General features: G+C 70.7%; 13 protein-coding genes. 9 read left to right on the top strand and 4 right to left on the bottom strand.

Going from position 1 to position 15703, the window contains the following annotated elements; all coding sequences use genetic code 11:
• Positions 1 to 20: 20 nt before the first annotated feature.
• Positions 21 to 257, bottom strand: a complete 237-nt coding sequence (locus tag ACZ5L9_RS19610; RefSeq protein ID WP_464531398.1) for a hypothetical protein — start codon at positions 255 to 257, stop codon at positions 21 to 23.
• A gap of 136 nt (positions 258 to 393) precedes the next feature.
• Between ACZ5L9_RS19610 and ACZ5L9_RS19605 the strand changes: the two genes are divergently transcribed.
• A complete protein-coding gene (locus tag ACZ5L9_RS19605) occupies positions 394 to 1578 on the top strand; it encodes an alcohol dehydrogenase catalytic domain-containing protein (protein WP_464531397.1) in 1185 nt (394 codons plus the stop codon).
• Between the two features lie 4 nt (positions 1579 to 1582).
• Here ACZ5L9_RS19605 and ACZ5L9_RS19600 read toward each other — a convergent pair whose 3' ends face one another.
• Positions 1583 to 2050 (bottom strand): phage tail protein, encoded by a 468-nt coding sequence (locus tag ACZ5L9_RS19600; RefSeq protein ID WP_464531394.1) that lies wholly within the window; start codon positions 2048 to 2050, stop codon positions 1583 to 1585.
• Positions 2051 to 2201: 151 nt separating this feature from the next.
• On the opposite strand from ACZ5L9_RS19600, the gene ACZ5L9_RS19595 reads away from it, so the two are divergent.
• The 5 genes from ACZ5L9_RS19595 to ACZ5L9_RS19575 all read left to right on the top strand — a co-directional run bounded on the left by ACZ5L9_RS19595 (position 2202) and on the right by ACZ5L9_RS19575 (position 11771).
• On the top strand, positions 2202 to 2405 hold the full coding sequence (locus tag ACZ5L9_RS19595) for a cold-shock protein (RefSeq protein WP_464531392.1): 204 nt from the start codon (positions 2202 to 2204) through the stop codon (positions 2403 to 2405).
• Positions 2406 to 2562: 157 nt separating this feature from the next.
• Positions 2563 to 7662, top strand: coding sequence for a fibronectin type III domain-containing protein (locus ACZ5L9_RS19590; protein ID WP_464531390.1), 5100 nt, complete (start codon positions 2563 to 2565; stop codon positions 7660 to 7662).
• A 55-nt stretch (positions 7663 to 7717) separates the two neighbouring features.
• Complete coding sequence (locus ACZ5L9_RS19585; protein ID WP_464531388.1) at positions 7718 to 10768, top strand: fibronectin type III domain-containing protein; 3051 nt, start codon at positions 7718 to 7720, stop codon at positions 10766 to 10768.
• A 17-nt stretch (positions 10769 to 10785) separates the two neighbouring features.
• The gene (locus ACZ5L9_RS19580; RefSeq protein WP_464531385.1) at positions 10786 to 11553 is read left to right on the top strand and encodes an LLM class F420-dependent oxidoreductase; all 768 of its coding nucleotides are present in this window, start codon (positions 10786 to 10788) and stop codon (positions 11551 to 11553) included.
• Positions 11554 to 11648: 95 nt separating this feature from the next.
• Positions 11649 to 11771: a hypothetical protein gene (locus ACZ5L9_RS19575; RefSeq protein ID WP_464531383.1), complete on the top strand. Its 123-nt coding sequence runs from the start codon at positions 11649 to 11651 to the stop codon at positions 11769 to 11771.
• 19 nt (positions 11772 to 11790) lie between these two features.
• Here the strand turns inward: ACZ5L9_RS19575 and ACZ5L9_RS19570 are convergent, their stop codons facing one another.
• Both ACZ5L9_RS19570 and ACZ5L9_RS19565 read right to left on the bottom strand, forming a co-directional pair.
• Positions 11791 to 12591, bottom strand: a complete 801-nt coding sequence (locus ACZ5L9_RS19570; protein ID WP_464531380.1) for a DUF1206 domain-containing protein — start codon at positions 12589 to 12591, stop codon at positions 11791 to 11793.
• A 119-nt stretch (positions 12592 to 12710) separates the two neighbouring features.
• A complete protein-coding gene (locus tag ACZ5L9_RS19565) occupies positions 12711 to 12929 on the bottom strand; it encodes a hypothetical protein (RefSeq protein ID WP_464531377.1) in 219 nt (72 codons plus the stop codon).
• Positions 12930 to 13030: 101 nt separating this feature from the next.
• Between ACZ5L9_RS19565 and ACZ5L9_RS19560 the strand changes: the two genes are divergently transcribed.
• From ACZ5L9_RS19560 to ACZ5L9_RS19550, 3 genes are read left to right on the top strand one after another with little or no spacing between them, the layout of a single operon-like run.
• Positions 13031 to 13465, top strand: coding sequence for a pyridoxamine 5'-phosphate oxidase family protein (locus tag ACZ5L9_RS19560; RefSeq protein WP_464531373.1), 435 nt, complete (start codon positions 13031 to 13033; stop codon positions 13463 to 13465).
• Complete coding sequence (locus ACZ5L9_RS19555; protein WP_464531368.1) at positions 13462 to 14937, top strand: ABC transporter substrate-binding protein/permease; 1476 nt, start codon at positions 13462 to 13464, stop codon at positions 14935 to 14937. The genes ACZ5L9_RS19560 and ACZ5L9_RS19555 overlap by 4 nt, the downstream gene beginning before the upstream one ends.
• Complete coding sequence (locus ACZ5L9_RS19550; protein ID WP_464531363.1) at positions 14934 to 15698, top strand: amino acid ABC transporter ATP-binding protein; 765 nt, start codon at positions 14934 to 14936, stop codon at positions 15696 to 15698. The genes ACZ5L9_RS19555 and ACZ5L9_RS19550 overlap by 4 nt, the downstream gene beginning before the upstream one ends.
• Positions 15699 to 15703 lie beyond the last annotated feature (5 nt).

Below are 15703 nucleotides of genomic sequence, written 5' to 3'. Positions count from 1 at the left end.
CGGCTCGGCCGGTCGGCCGATCAGTCCTCGGGGAGGCCCGCGAAGGTCTTCTTGACGTCGCGATACCAGCCCATCCCCGCGATCGGGTGCTTCCACCGGCCCTTCATCTCCTCGCGTGCCGGGACGTGCGCGGTGTCGCCTCCGTCGACCAGCTCCTTGAGGTGCTTGTCCTGTGCCTTGATCACGTCGTCGGCGCTGCGACCGTGGAAGGCCAGGTCGCACGGTCCGCCGAGCTGTTGGCAGGTCATCGTCTTCATCGCTCTTCTCGTCCTCTCGGATGGTGGTTCCACGGTGATGACGCCCGAGGGCAGACGGATGTGACATCGACGGATGGGGCGTGGGGCCCCGGGTACCGGGCGGAGACCCGACGTCGATCGACCCGAGGAGCGCGTGATGCGAGCAGTGACCTGGCAGGGACCGCGCAGGATGAGCGTCGAGGAGGTGCCGGACCCGATCATCGAGCAGCCGACCGACGCGATCATCAAGGTGACCACGACCGGGCTGTGCGGCTCGGACCTGCACCTCTACGAGCCGCTCTCGCCGTTCATGACACCGGGCGACATCGTCGGCCACGAGCCGATGGGGATCGTCCAGGAGGTCGGTCCGGCGGTCACCAACCTGAAGCCGGGCGACCGGGTCGTCATCCCGTTCAACGTCAGCTGCGGCGACTGCTGGATGTGCGACCAGGGCCTGCAGAGCCAGTGCGAGACCACCCAGAACCACGAACAGGGCACCGGCGCGCGCCTGCTCGGCTACAGCAAGCTCTACGGCCAGGTCCCGGGAGGCCAGGCCGAGTACCTCGCGGTGCCGTACGCCGGCTACGGCGCGATCAAGGTGCCCGAGGGGCCGCCCGACGACCGGTTCGTCTTCCTCTCCGACGTGTTACCGACCGCGTGGCAGGCGGTGGAGTACGCCGGGGTGTCCGCCGGGCAGAGCCTGGTGGTCTTCGGCGCCGGCCCGATCGGCGATATGGCCGCCCGGATCGCGCTGCACCGCGGCATCCAGGTGATCGTGGTCGACCTGGTGCCCGAGCGACTGGCACGGGTGGCCGCTCGCGGCGCCGACGTGCTCAACCTGGCCGAGGTCGGCAAGGAGCTCACCGAGGAGATCCGGGCGCGGACCTACGGTCGCGGCGCCGACGCGGTGATCGACGCCGTCGGCATGGAGGCGCACGGCTCGCCGCTGGTCGAGATGACCCACAAGATGGTCGGGCTGCTGCCCGACGCGGTCGCACAGCCGTTCATGAAGAAGGCCGGCGTCGACCGGCTGGCCGCTCTCACCGCCGCGTTCGATGCGGTCCGGCGCGGCGGCACCGTCTCCATCTCCGGGGTGTACGGCGGCGCGATGGATCCGCTGCCGATGATGCAGCTGTTCGACAAGCAGGTGCAGCTGCGGATGGGGCAGGCCAACGTCCGCCGCTGGAGCGACGACATCCTCGCCCTGCTCAGCCAGGACGAGGACGTCCTCGGGGTCGAGTCCTTCGCCACCCACCACCTGTCGCTCGACCAGGCGCCGCAGGCCTACGCCGACTTCCGTGACAAGAAGGACGGGATGGTGAAGGTGCTGTTCCGCCCGTGAGGGGTCAGTAGTCGCCCTTGATCACGAAGTACGACCCGCGGATGGTGCCGGCGAGCTTGGACTTCTGCCGGGCGAACTTGAAGCCGGCGGCGTCGAGCTCGGCGGGGACCTCCATGCCGTCGGAGAGCTTGAAGCCGACGGCGCGCTTGCCGCCGTCCTCGAGCGTCCACAGCACGTTGATGACCAGGCCCGACTCGTAGTAGAGCTCCGGCCACTTGATGCCCTCGACCTCGATGTCGGCGACCTCCAGCACGGGGGAGTCGATGACGAGCCCCCGCTCGGTCTCGAGGATGTTGTGGACCCAGGCGACGACCTCGGGGGCCTCGGCGGCGGGCACGGTCACGTACTCGTGCTTGTACTTGGTGTGGAAGTAACGGGCCTCGTTCGCGCGCAGCCCCGCGAGCGCCTCCGCGACGGGGGAGGACTCGAGGCCGGTCGTGGAGACATCCTTGAAGTCGACGACGTATGACATGGGATTGAACCTAGTGCTCATGCTCGTACGACGAACGGTCTCCCGCAGATGTGACATCGTGCGTTAGGTTGTTTCTGCAAGGATCGAGTACTGTTACTGCTTTGCGCCTGGCGACCTATGTCGGGTGCGGCATCACCAAAGGAAAAGCAACATGGCTCAGGGCACCGTTAAGTGGTTCAACTCCGAGAAGGGCTTCGGCTTCATCGCCCAGGCTGACGGCGGCGACGACGTCTTCGTCCACTTCTCCGCGATCCAGGGCAACGGCTACAAGTCGCTGGACGAGAACCAGGCTGTCGAGTTCGACGTCACCCAGGGTCCGAAGGGCCCGCAGGCGGAGAACGTTCGCGCGATCTGATCTTCTCGGTCGATCTTCGGATCGATCACCCGCAACGGCGGTCCCGGTCTCCGGGGCCGCCGTTGTTTCTTTGCGGCGGCTATGAGTTGGGGCCTTTTCGGCCCCGATGATCGGCCTCGCTTTGATCGGCTGGCGCCCTGCCGATGGGGCGCACGATATGAAGCGATTGATCCTGACGGCCGTCATGGCACTCGCCGCCTCGTGCCTGCTCCCGCTCGAGTCGACGGCTGCCGCCACTACCGCTGTCGACGTGCGCGTCGGCACCCTGGCGGGGATCAAGGCCGCGACCAGCACGCCGGACGGGTACGGCATGTTCGCCGCGACCTCCGGCGCGACGGCGACCAGCAACGCCGTTGTCTACAACGCTTCGACGGGATCCACCTCGCGCGCGGTGCCGCTGCGGAGCACGCTCGCGCCGAGCCTGCTCGCGGCCGCGCCGAGCCCCACCACGGCAGGCGACGTGGCCGTCCTAGCGGTCAGGGGCGCGTCCAACGCCAGCACCTGGTCGGCCGACCTCATCAAGGCCTGGGCTCCTGCGGTCGCGGCGGCGACCAGCCCGACGACGACCTCGACGGCGATCGACGTGCCGAACGCCGCCGGCATCAGCGGCGGCCCGGTCGCCGCGGTGGCCGGCAACGGGTACGCGTACGTCGAGCTCAACAACGGCACGATCGTCTCGGTCAGCCTGAGCGACGGCACGGCCACGGCCGGACCCGTGGTCGCGAACCCGACCCTGGTCGGCGCCAATGCCGCCACCCAGCGCGGTGTGCTGGCGATCAGCCCGAGCGGGGGCACGCTCTACGTCGGCTCGACCGTCGCCGGGGTCGGCACCGTCAACCAGTACGCCGTGAACGGCAGCACCGTCACGCCCACCGGGACCACCCCGGTCTCCTCCGGGACGCTGACCGCCCTCTACGCGGACAGCAGCAACCTGTACGCCGCCGGCACCGCCGGCATCGGCGTGATCCCCGCCTCGGGCGCCTCCTCGATCCCGCTGGCCGCCTACCCGGTCACCGGCATGACGTGCGGGGCACTCGGCACCGACGTCGTCAACGCCCAGCCGTACCTCGACTGCGCGCCGATCGTCGGCTCGACCGACGTCCACCTCTACCGCTTCCTGATCCCGTCGAGCCTGTCGGCCGGCCTGACCTCGGCCGCGGGCGTGCCGCTGTCCAAGGCCGCCACCGGCGTGTGGGGCGTCCCGAGCGGCGGCGTGTACGTCGTCGAGACCGACACGCTCGGGTACGTCACCCAGTCCTCGCTTTCCACGCAGCCGGCGCTCAAGACCTTCCCGCAGCCGCCGTCGAACGTGCAGGCCGCCCCGATCTCCACCACGATCGACGGCTCGACCAGCTCCGGCTACGGCATCTGGGTCTCCTGGACGCCGCCGGTGATCGGGATCGGCGACGTCACCGGCTACACCGTCGCCGCGACGCCGACGAGCGGCGCGGCGAGCTACTGCAGCAACCTCACCATCACCGCGACCACGACCGAGTGCCTCATCCCCGGCCTGGTCGCGGGCGCGCCGTACACCGTCTCGGTGCAGTCCACCAGCGCCGGCGGCGCCTCCGCCGCGGTGCTGGCGCCGTACAAGGTGAACGCCGGCACGCCCGGTCCGACGATCTCGACCGGCGGTGCCAGCAACTGCAGCGCGTCGTCGAGCATCGTCGTGCCGACCTACACCCTCGCCAAGACCGGCGGCACCGTCGCGGCTGCGGCCGTCACCGTCTCCTGGCCCGGTGTCAGCGACCAGTCCTGTGACCCGTTCACGCACAAGACGATCACGATGGGCGCCCACCCGGTCACCTACTACGTCGTCTCGGCGATCGACACCGCGACGAACGCGGTCAAGACCGTCAACGTGCCGGTCGGCAGCTCGTCGAGCCAGGGCACCTACCAGGGCACGATCACCGGGCTGAGCGCCGGCAAGGGCTACGTCTTCACGGTCGCGGCCAACGACTCGTACGGCGCGATCAACGCGACCACCGGGCTGCCGCCCTTCACCGCCAACTGGACCGGCACGGCCACCTACGCGGTGCCGAACACCCAGGCCGGCTCCGGCGGTGGAGCGGGTGCGAGCGCGACGGTGATGGACCCGACCCCGTCCGCGCGGGACCATGCGACCACGGGCACGTACGTCCCGGCGGGCAACTGGCCGGTCGCCTACCGCAGCCAGGCCGCGCTCTACGGGGCCTCCGCCTACACCTTCGCCAGCACCACGCCGATGGACCCGTCCCTGCTGGCCAGCGCGCCGACCGCTCCGTACAACGTGGTCGCGACCTCGACCAGCGCCGCGATCGCTGTCAGCTGGAGCAAGCAGGACAACTACGCCGACCACCTCGGCTGGGGTCTGCAGGACGTCGTCGGCTACACCGCCACGGCGAGCTTCACCGCCGCGACCGGCCAGGTGACGACCAAGACCTGCACGACGGCGAGCTATCAGGACCAGAGCTGCACGATCTCCGGCCTGACCAACGGCAACGCCTACACGGTCTCGGTGCAGGCCAAGAGCGGCGTGCTCGGTCCGGCCGCCTACCTGACCGACGCCGGCGGCACCCGTCTCACGGTGATGCCGGCCGGTCTCCCGGCCGCGCCCACCGCCGTCACCGCGACGATCCCGCAGATCTCGCCGAACGGCGCCAACCAGCAGTGGGGCACGGCGGTGGTGAAGTGGACGCCGCCGACCGACAACGGCGGCCTGCCGATCACCGGCTATCAGATCGTCGCGATCCCGGCGGACACGAACCTGGCCAACACCTTCACCGAGTACACCTGCAACCCAGTCGACGCGAGCACCCCTTTGGCAAAGACGCTGATCGACGCCCAGGTGGCGTCCACGCCCTCGCTCTCCGCACCGGTGAGCTGGGACCCGTCCGCGCTGCCCATCAGCCAGACCGCCATCGACCCCTCTCACATCTTCCCGACGGCGTGTGAGAGCAACCCGTGGGGGACCAACTCCTACACGTTCCCGGTCGGCTCGCTGAGCTCGCAGACCACCTGGACCTTCAAGGTCGCCGCGCACAACGCGTTCGGCGCCGCCTCGGCCGGCACCGCGAGCTGGGGCACGCTCTCCGCGCCGAGCGCCAAGGCGACCCCGACCGGTGCGCCGATGCCTGCGACGAAGGTCCTCGCCTCGATGTCGGCCACCGGGATCACCGCGACCTGGACGGCGCCGAGCACCACCGGGGGCTGGGCGCTGAAGGGCTACCAGGCCAACCTCTACCGCTACGACCAGTTCGGCAACGCCACCTGGATCACCCGCTGCACGGCCTCCACGGCGCAGACCAGCTGCACGGTGCCCAACGTGGCGCAGACCCCCGACGGCGGGTCGTACTTCTTCCGGGTCCAGTCGTACAACTACGGCCAGGGCCAGCCCGCTGACCCGGTCATGCTTGCCGGAGTCACGCTGCCGGCGAGCAACGAGTCGGCGGCGAGCAACATCCTCGCGTGGTACGCGAAGCCGCCGACCCTGACCGTCACGGCCGCGACGCCGGCGGACAAGACCATCTTCGTCTCCTGGGACCCGGTGCCGCAGGTGGGCATGCTCGACGCGTCCAACAGCCCGATCACGCTCTACACCGCCTCGGCGACGACCGGCACCACGACGAAGACCTGCACGGCCATGCCGCCGGCGACGTCGTGCACCATCACCGGCCTGACGAACGGCACCGCGTACACCGTCGGCATCACCGAGGCCAACCCGGGCATCGCCAGCACGCCGGGCTACTGGAAGGACCCGAAGGACACCACCAACACCCCGACGACCTCGGTCAGCCCGGGCACCGTGCCGGACGCGCCGACCGCCGTCCAGGTGCACCCGAGCAACCTCGCGGCCGACGTGTGGTGGACCGCGCCGAAGAACACCGGCGGCGTCCAGATCGACTACTACACCGTCTCCATCGTCCCGGGCGGTGCGCAGTGCCCGCAGGTCGCCGGCAACGGTCCGCTGACCTGCCACATCGACGGCCTGACCAACGGCATCAACTACACCGCGACGGTGACCGCGCACAACTGGTTCGGCACCAGCGTGGCGTCCGCGGCCAGCGCCGCGTTCATGCCGTACGGGCTCTCCACGCCGCCGATCAACGTCCAGGCCTCGCCGGAGGACGCCCGAGCCACGATCACGTGGGAGGCCCCGATCGACGACGGCGGTGCCGCGATCACCAGCTACCAGGCGGTCGCCCGGCCGGTCCAGCCCGGCGCGGGTGCGCTGCGCTCCTGCACGACCAACGCCCCGACGACGACCGTGAAGACGGCGACGACGATCACCGGCCCCGCGCCGATGACCTGCACGATCACCGGCCTGACCAACGGCGCGGTCTACACCGTCGACGTGGTCGCGGTGAACCTCGCCGGCACCAGCCCGCGCTCGGGCCCGACCGCGCCGTTCATCCCGGTCGGCGCCCCGGACGCGCCCACCGGCGTCTTCGCCTACACCGACATCGGCGGCTCGAGCCAGGGCCCGACGACGCTGCACGTCGCCTGGAACCCGTCGCAGAACACCGGCGGCTCGGCGATCGTGCGCTACATCGCGCGGGCCAACAACGGCTCGTCCTGCGTCGCGGAGGCAGGCCTCACCGCGTGCGACATCGACGGCCTGCGCGCGGGCGTGAAGTACACCGTCACCGTCACCGCCACCAACCTCGACGGGTACGTCTCCAAGCCGTCGGCCGCCTCGCCGCCGTCGGTGCCCGCCGGCCCGCCGAGCGTGCCGACCGACGTCATCGCCACCGGCGCCCAGAACGCGATCACGGTGACCTGGAAGGCCTCGCGCGGCAACGGCGCGGCGATCACGCAGTACGTGATCACGGTGCAGCCGACCGGCCAGGTGCTGATGGTCGCCGGGAGCCGTACCTCCGCGGTGATCAGCAAGCTCGACGCCTCGCTCACCTACCAGGTGACGGTGCAGGCGCAGTCCGGCCCGGTCCTGGTCTCGGGTCTGAGCAAGAAGAGCAACCTCGCACGGCCGTACAACACGCCCAACCGGATCTCGCGCCCGCAGGCCAAGGCGGTGAAGACCGGCCACCGCTACAAGGTGCTGATCGGCTGGTCGGCACCGGCCGTCGGCGGGGCGCCGATCACCGGCTACCTGGTCCGCCGGGTCGGCGGACCGGTGAAGACGGTCAAGGCGACCGCGCGCCGTGCGGTCTTCAAGGGCCTCAAGGCGAACAACCGCTACTCGTTCACCGTCACGCCGATCAACAAGTTCGGCCGTGGCCTGCCGAGCCTGCCGGTGGTGGTGAAGACCCGTGGCTGACCGCACGCGCAACAACGGAACTCTCGCGAACGCACGGCTCAGGAGGAGCGCAGGGATGGAACGACGCCACCGGATCAGCAGGATCGTCGCCTTCACGGGGTCGGTCGCCGGGCTGATCATGGGGCTGATCATGGGGCTGATCATGGGGCTGATCATGGGGACGCTCGGCGTGCTTCCGTCGTCGGCGCAGGCCGCCACGGTGGTCGACCCCTATCACGTGACGACGCTGGTCGGCGCCGGTGCGACCGGTCCGGTCGTGCTCTCCGACGACGGGTCGCTGATCGCGGTCGCCAAGGGCGCCTCGGTCGAGATCCGCCGTACGGCCGACGAGTCGTCGCTGGTCACCCTCCCGCTCTCCAGCGCCACCCCGGTCACCTCGCTGGACTTCGCGTCCAACGCCACCCTGGTGGTCGGTACCTCCACCGCGGTGGAGTTCGTCTCGTGGGCGGCCGGCCCGGGTGGTGTGGTCGCCAAGACCACCGACCTGACCGCACCGTCCGTGCCGGGCGCCGTGAACGTCGTCGCGGCCAGTGCGACCAAGGCGTACGTCCTCGACGCCGCCGGCGCGATCTGGGTCACCGACGTCAGCAACGCCGACCCGACCAAGTGGACAGCGGACTCGCTCGTCCTGCCCGACACCTACCGAGCGATCGCGTACGGCGCGAACCGGCTCTACGCCATCACCACGACGTCGGTGCAGGAGATCTCGACGGTCGTCAACGGCGGCATGCTGAAGAGCCTCACGCTCAACTCGAGCGCCCAGTCGCTGGCGGTCAGCCCGGACGGGCAGCGCCTCTACATCGGCGAGGCCGGCGCTCATCCGCAGCTCGCCCAGCTGGCGACCTCGTCGTGGGCCCAGCCGACGACGACCACGCTCCCGGCGCAGGTGGAGGACGCCTACCCGGCGCCGCCGTCGACCTGGGACCCGGTGCCGCAGTGGGCCAACCTGCCGACCCTGGCCGGTTCGAGCAACACCGAGTCGGTCTCCTGCGACGCCCTCGCGGTGGCCACCAACGGCACCAGCGTCTACTGCTCGAGCTCGAGCGTCGCCGGCGGTCTGTACTGGTTCAACACCAATGGCGCCACGCTGAGCTTCGGCGGAGCGTACGACAACGCGTCCGGAGCAGTGGCTCACGCCCCGGGCCTCGCGCAGCCTGTCGCCGCGACCGGCACCCGCGTCTACACCGCGCTGAGCGACCTCTCGGTGCGCAGCGTCCCGGTGGCCACGATCCTGTCCACCGAGGCGGTCCCGGTCGGGTCGCGCCCCTCGTCGCCGATGAACGTCCTGGTCGCCTCCAACGCCTCGACCACCGTCGACGTCAGCTGGACGGCGCCGGTCGCCACCGGGGGCCAGAAGATCCTGGGCTACCTGGTCACCGCGACCCCGGCCGGCGGCGGTGCGCCGTCATACTGCACGCCGGGCGCCACCGGCACCTCGTGCACCATCACGGGCCTGACCAAGATGACGACCTACACGATCTCGGTCGAGGCCGCCAACATCCTCGGGTCCGGCTCCCCGAGCGACGCGCAGAAGGTCACGCCCGGCATCCCGACCGCTGCCCGCAACGTCACGCTCGGCACCCCGGTGCTCGTCGGGACCAAGGCCAGCCTGCCGGTCTCGTGGACGCAGCCGGCCAGCTCGGGTGACACCGCGATCAAGGGCTACTTCGTCTGCGCCGACATCGTCGCCTCCGTGCAGACGACCTGCGCGCAGACCAACCTGCCGCTGAGCAACGTCTGCACGCCCAACACGACCTTCGTCGCCTGCGCCACGCCGGGCACGACCTCGGCGACGCTGACCGGGCTCGACCCGAAGGCGACCTACCTGGTGACGGTCACGGCGTACAACGACACCAACGCCGGCATCGTCGCCGGACCGCTCCCGATCATCCCGGGCGCGCCGTCGGCCCCGAACAACCTCACGGCCAAGGTGCAGAACCAGACGATCACGCTGAGCTGGCGCGCGCCGACGTACAGCGGCATCAAGATCTCCACGGGCACCCAGGGCGGCGCCGTTCCGGGCACGCCGACGGTGTCCTATACCGCCTGGATCGTGACCGGAGCCGGCTCCCGCACCCCGTGCCAGAGCTCGATCACCGCCGCGATGGCCTCGACCACCTGCACCTGGACCGGCCTGACCAACGGCACGACCTACTCGGCCGAGGTCTACGCCTGGGCCAACCCGTCGGCGACCTCGTCCGGTGGCACGACCACGATCAGCGGCCAGCAGAGCCCCGCCGCGACCCTCGTCGGTCTGCTGCCGGCAACCACCCCCGCTGCCCCGGTGGTCACCGGCGTGACCACGGCTCCTGGCTCGGCCACCGTCACCTGGACGGCGCCCGAGGACGACGGCGGCGCCCCGATCACGAGCTACACCGCCACCGCCCGTACGGGTGGCAGCGTGAAGACCTGCACCACGACCACCGCATTCATCTGCACGATCACCGGCCTCACCAACGGCGTCGCGTACGGCGTGACCGTGACCGCGACCAACGCACAGGGCATCGGCGTCCAGACCTCCGGCGTCGTGGTGACCCCGGCCGGTCCGTCGTCGGTGGTGCGGCAGGTGACGGTGAGCGCCAGCGGGACCGCCGCCACCATCGAGTGGAACACCCCCGTGACCCTCGGCGCCCAGTCGGTCAGCGGCTACACGGTGAGCGCCGTGTCGGCGCACGGGACGCGGACCTGCCAGACCACCGAGCTGCTGTGTCGCCTCACCGGACTGGTGGCGGGGGACACGTACGCGGTCTCCGTGGTCGCGACCAACAGCGGCGGCTACCGCTCGGCGGCCTCGACGCCGGTCCGGTTCACCTCGCTGAGCGCCCCGGCGCGCCCGACGGCCTCGGTGAAGCAGCTGCGCAAGAAGCGGCAGCTCACCCACAAGGCCGACGTCACGGTGCGCTGGAGCGGCGTCACCGGTGCGACGGGCTACGAGATCACCCGCGCCGGCGGTCCGCTGCTCAAGATCAGGCGGACCGTGGGCAGCACCGCCCGCAGCCTGGTCTTCGCGAGGCTGCCGAAGGGGAGGTACGCCTTCAGCATCGTCGCCCTCGGCGCCGGCTCGCGCAGCGTCTCGAGCACGGCCCTCACGGTGAAGGTGAAGTGACCCCGTAGGTTGGGGGTATGACCCGCCCCCTGCGCGTCGGCGTCCAGCTCCAGCCGCAGCACGCCGACTACTCCACCATCCGTGATGCCGTCCGCCGTGCCGAGGACCTCGGCGCCGACGTGATCTTCAACTGGGACCACTTCTACCCGCTCTACGGCGAGCCCGAGGGCAAGCACTTCGAGGCCTGGACGATGCAGGCCGCCTGGGCCGAGCAGACCTCCCGTGCGGAGATCGGCTGCCTGGTGACGTGCAACTCGTACCGCAACCCCGAGCTCCTCGCCGACATGGCGCGCACCGTCGACCACATCAGTGGCGGCCGGCTCGTCTTCGGCATCGGCTCGGGCTGGTTCGAGAAGGACTACGACGAGTACGGCTACGACTTCGGCACCGCCGGCGGCCGCCTCGACGCGCTCGCCGAGGCGCTGCCGCGGATCGAGGCGCGCTGGGCGAAGCTGAACCCTGCGCCCACCCGCAAGATCCCGGTGCTGATCGGTGGCGGGGGAGAGAAGAAGACCCTCCGTCTCGTCGCCAAGCACGCCGACATCTGGCACTCGTTCTCCGACGTCGAGACCCTCACGCACAAGCTGGGCGTGCTGCGCGGTCACTGCGAGGCGATCGGCCGGGACTTCTCCGAGATCGAGATCTCGGCCGCCGCCACCGACGCCGCAGGCGCCCAGGCGCTGCGCGACGCCGGCGCCGACCTGATCACCTACGGCACCGGCGGACCGGAGTACGACCTCAAGCCGCTCGAGGAGCTCATCGCCTGGCGCGACTCGGTCTCCTGATCGACGCGGGAGCCTGGGTGACCTCGGCCGCATCACCTGCTGCCGGCGTCACCCAGGTTGCCCGACCGGAGGTCCTGCGCCGATATCCTGAGCGCATGGCCGACCTCACCGAGCCCTGCCCCAACTGCGGCACGATGATGCGCTGGGAGACCTCCCACGAGCGCTGCGACGGGTGCGGCTACATCCGCCCGTGCTGCGAGGGCGCTCCCTGCCACTGACGATCCGTCGCGCGGCGACCTACTTGCGACGCAGGTAGAAGGCCCGGGCGACGTTGTAGAGGCCGTAGCAGGCGAACCCGATCGCGATGACGATCAACAGCACGCTGCCCAGGGGCGCGTGCCGGGCCCGCTGCAGGGCCTGGTCGAGGCCGCCGGAGTGCCGGGCGTCCTGGGTGAACGCCGCCCAGACGACGAGGCCGCCGATGATGCCGAACGCGAGACCACGGCTGGCATAGCCGGTCCTGGCCAGGACGGTGATCACGGTGCCGAGGTCCCCGCGCTGGCCGTCCCCCTCGAGGTCGTGGCGCCAACCGTCGCCGAGGCCGCGGATCACGCTGTAGACGCCGTACCCGATGATCGCCAGCCCGCCCGCGGCGACCAGCACCGGTCCGGCCGGGAGCTCGAGGACGCGGGCCGTCCAGGTCTTCGCGCCGCCGCCCTTGCTGTTGCCGGAGCCGAGCGCGACCTTGGCGGTCGAGACCGCGAAGGCAGCGAAGACGATCACCTTGCCGGCCGAGGCGAGCCGGGCGGCGACCCGCTTCGCGCCGTCCTTGTCGCGATGGCCCACGAGAGCCGTCGCGCCCTCCCAGAGCACCAGCGCGCAGAATCCGGCGAACGCGATCCACAGCATCGTCGTGCCCAGCGGCTGCTGGGCCACCTCGTTGAGCGCGCCCTGTCGCGACACCTGCGCCGACCGCGCGCCCTGGACCGCGACCTGGACGGTCAGCCATGCGAGCACGGCGTACATCAGTCCGTAGACGACGAACCCGGCCCGCGCGCCCCACTCCAGGGCGCGCGAGTCCCGCGCATCCTCGGCCATCGCCCCGGCATCTCGAGCACTCGTGCGAACGTCCACGGCCCCCGGTTCCCGCGGTGCGGCTCGCCAACACCCTGCCGGGCGGTGAGCTCCCCGCCCGGTCGCGGGCGAGGAGCGGTCGATCAGAGCTTCGACAGATGCGGGAACGGGCTGGCGATCCGGATGATCTCCGGCCGGAAGTCGACCGTCACGCCCGCCGCGTCCAGCGCCACGACCCGACCCATGCCGTGCGCATCGTGCGTGACCAGCTCGTCGACCTCGAACTGGAGGATCACACGCTCCGGCTCGGGCTGGAAGGGACTGCTGGCAAGGTGTCGTCGCCGCGGCGAGGAGGAGGTCACCTTGTGAGTCTGCGCCTCATTCGGCGTAGGAGCGATTCCTCGCCGGTTCCAGGCTCACGGTCCGCACCAAACCTGCGCGGCCGATAGGGCAGGATCGCGGCATGACGCACTGGACTCCCGGTTGGGATGCCTTTCCCGAGCAGCTGCGCGTGTTCTGGGCGGAGCGGCACCTGTGCGCGCTGAGCACGGCGCGACCTGACGGCTCGCCGCACACCGTGCCCGTCGGGGTGGTGCTCGACCACGACGAGCGCTGCGCGTGGGTGATCACCGATGGCGGGTCCGCCAAGGCCCGCCGGATCGCGGCGGCGGGCGACACCGGTCTCGCGGTGTCGGCCTGCCAGATCGACGGCCGTCGGTGGTCGACCCTGGAGGGCCGGGCCGTCGTCGATGCCTCGCCGCAGACCGTACGGCGTGCCGAGGAGTGCTACGCCGGCCGATACCGGGTCCCGCGGGTGAACCCCCACCGGGTCGCGCTCCGCATCGAGGTGGACCGGTTCCTGGTCTCCAGCACGCTGCTGGGTACCGTGCAGTCGTGAGACGCACGCTGATCCTGCTCGTGCTGCTTCTCGGCGCGATGCTCGCACTGCCTGCGATCGCGCCGGCAGCCTCGGCGGCCGAGGACTCCCGGCCGGTGGTGCGGGTCGGCACAGAGGGGACGTACCCACCGTTCTCCTTCGTCGATCCCAAGTCCGGCGACCTGACCGGGTTCGACATCGACGTCATCCGGGCGGTGGCCGCGAAGGCGGGCTGGGACCTGCAGTTCACCAAGGGCCCCTTCGACTCGCTGTTCCCTGCCCTCGATGCGGGTCGGGTCGACCTCCTCGCCGACCAGATCACGATCAATCCGGACCGGCAGGCGCACTACCTCTTCACCACGCCGTACACCTACTCCCACGGGGTCATCGTCACGGCGGCGGACAACGACGGCATCACCACGCTCGCCGACCTCAAGGGGCGCACGGCCGCCCAGTCGGAGACGAGCAACTGGACGCAGGTCGCCAAGGACGCCGGCGCCAAGATCCAGTACGTCGACGGACTGGACCAGGCGGCCGCGCTGCTCGCCCAGGGACGGGTCGATGCCACCGTGAACGACAACATCGCGGTCCTCGACTACCTGGCGAGCACCGGCTCGACGAAGATCAAGATCGCCGGGAACGCCGGCAACGAGGTCAGCAAGCAGGCCTTCGTCTTCCGCAGGTCCGGCGCTGCCCTGCGTGATCAGGCCGATCAGGCACTGGCCGCGCTGCGCGCGGACGGCACGCTGGCCAGGATCTCGCAGAAGTACTTCAAGTCCGACGTGACCGTGCCCAACTCCGGCAACGTGAAAGTCAAGCCGTCCGACACCGGCCGCAGCACCTGGCGGGTCGTCCGGGACACCGCCTGGCCGATGCTGCGCGGCATGCTCAAGGGCACCATCCCGCTGACTGTCGTCAGCTTCCTGTGCGGTCTGGTCATCGCCTTGGCCGTGGCGCTCGCCCGGATGTCCTCGAACCGCCTGCTGCAGGTGCCCGCCCGGGTCTACATCTCGATCATCCGGGGCACGCCGCTGCTGGTGCAGCTGTTCATCGTCTTCTACGGACTGCCCGAGGTGGGAGTGAGGCTGCCCAGCTTCCTGGCCGCCTGCCTGGCGCTGAGCCTCAATGTCGGCGGGTACGCCGCCGAGGTCATCCGCGCCTCCATCCTCGCGGTGCCGCGCGGGCAGTTCGAGGCCGCGACCACGATCGGGTTGGACTACTGGCAGAGCATGCGGCGGATCGTGCTGCCGCAGGCGGCTCGGATCGCGGTGCCGCCGCTGGCCAACACCCTGCTCTCGCTGGTCAAGGACACCTCGCTGGCCTCGGTGGTGCTGGTGACGGAGGTGCTGCGTGAGGCACAGGTGGCGGCCGCGGTGAGCAGCCGGACGATGGCGCTGTACTGCCTGGCGGCGCTTTACTACTGGGTGCTGTGCTACCTCATCTCACTCGGGCAGGGGCCACTGGAGAGGCGACTCGGGAGGTACGCGGCATGACGAGTCTTGTCGAGGTGAGCGGGCTGGAGAAGTCCTTCGGCGATCGCCCGGTGCTGCGCGGCGTCGACCTGAGCGTCGAGGCCGGTACGGCCACGGTCCTGCTCGGCCCGTCCGGCTCGGGCAAGACGACCGTGCTGCGCTCGCTGAACGTGCTCGAGACGCCCGATCGTGGGCTCGTCCGGATCGGCGACGCGAGCATCGACTTCTCCGCGGTCCCGGGGAGCAAGGGGGAGCGCAGGCGCGAGATCGCGGCACTGCGGGCCCGCAGCGCCATGGTCTTCCAGGCGCATCACCTGTTCCCGCACATGACGGTGCTCGGCAACCTGATCGAGGGGCCGATCCAGGTCCAGCGCCGCCCGCGCGAGGAGGCGGTGGCCGAGGCCCGGGCGCTGCTCGAGCAGGTCGGCCTCGCCGGTCGTGAGGACGCCTATCCCGGCCAGCTCTCCGGCGGCCAGCAGCAGCGCGTCGGCATCGCCCGCGCGCTCGCTCTCCGACCGGAGGTGCTGCTGCTGGACGAGCCGACCTCCGCGCTCGACCCCGAGCTGGTCGGCGAGGTGCTCGCGGTGATCCGCGACCTCGCGGCGCAGGGCCGGACGCTCATCATCGTCACCCACGAGGTGCGCTTCGCCCGCGACGTGGCCGACCAGGTGCTCTTCCTCGACGGCGGGGTGATCGCCGAGCGCGGCGGTCCCGAGGTGCTGCGCGAGCCGCGCGAGGAGCGGACGAGGCAGTTCCTGGCCCGCGTGCTCGAGGCCGGCTGACCGCG

Source organism: Nocardioides sp. JCM 18998 (assembly GCF_055391535.1).
This window is presented reverse-complemented; position numbering and strand designations above follow the sequence as displayed.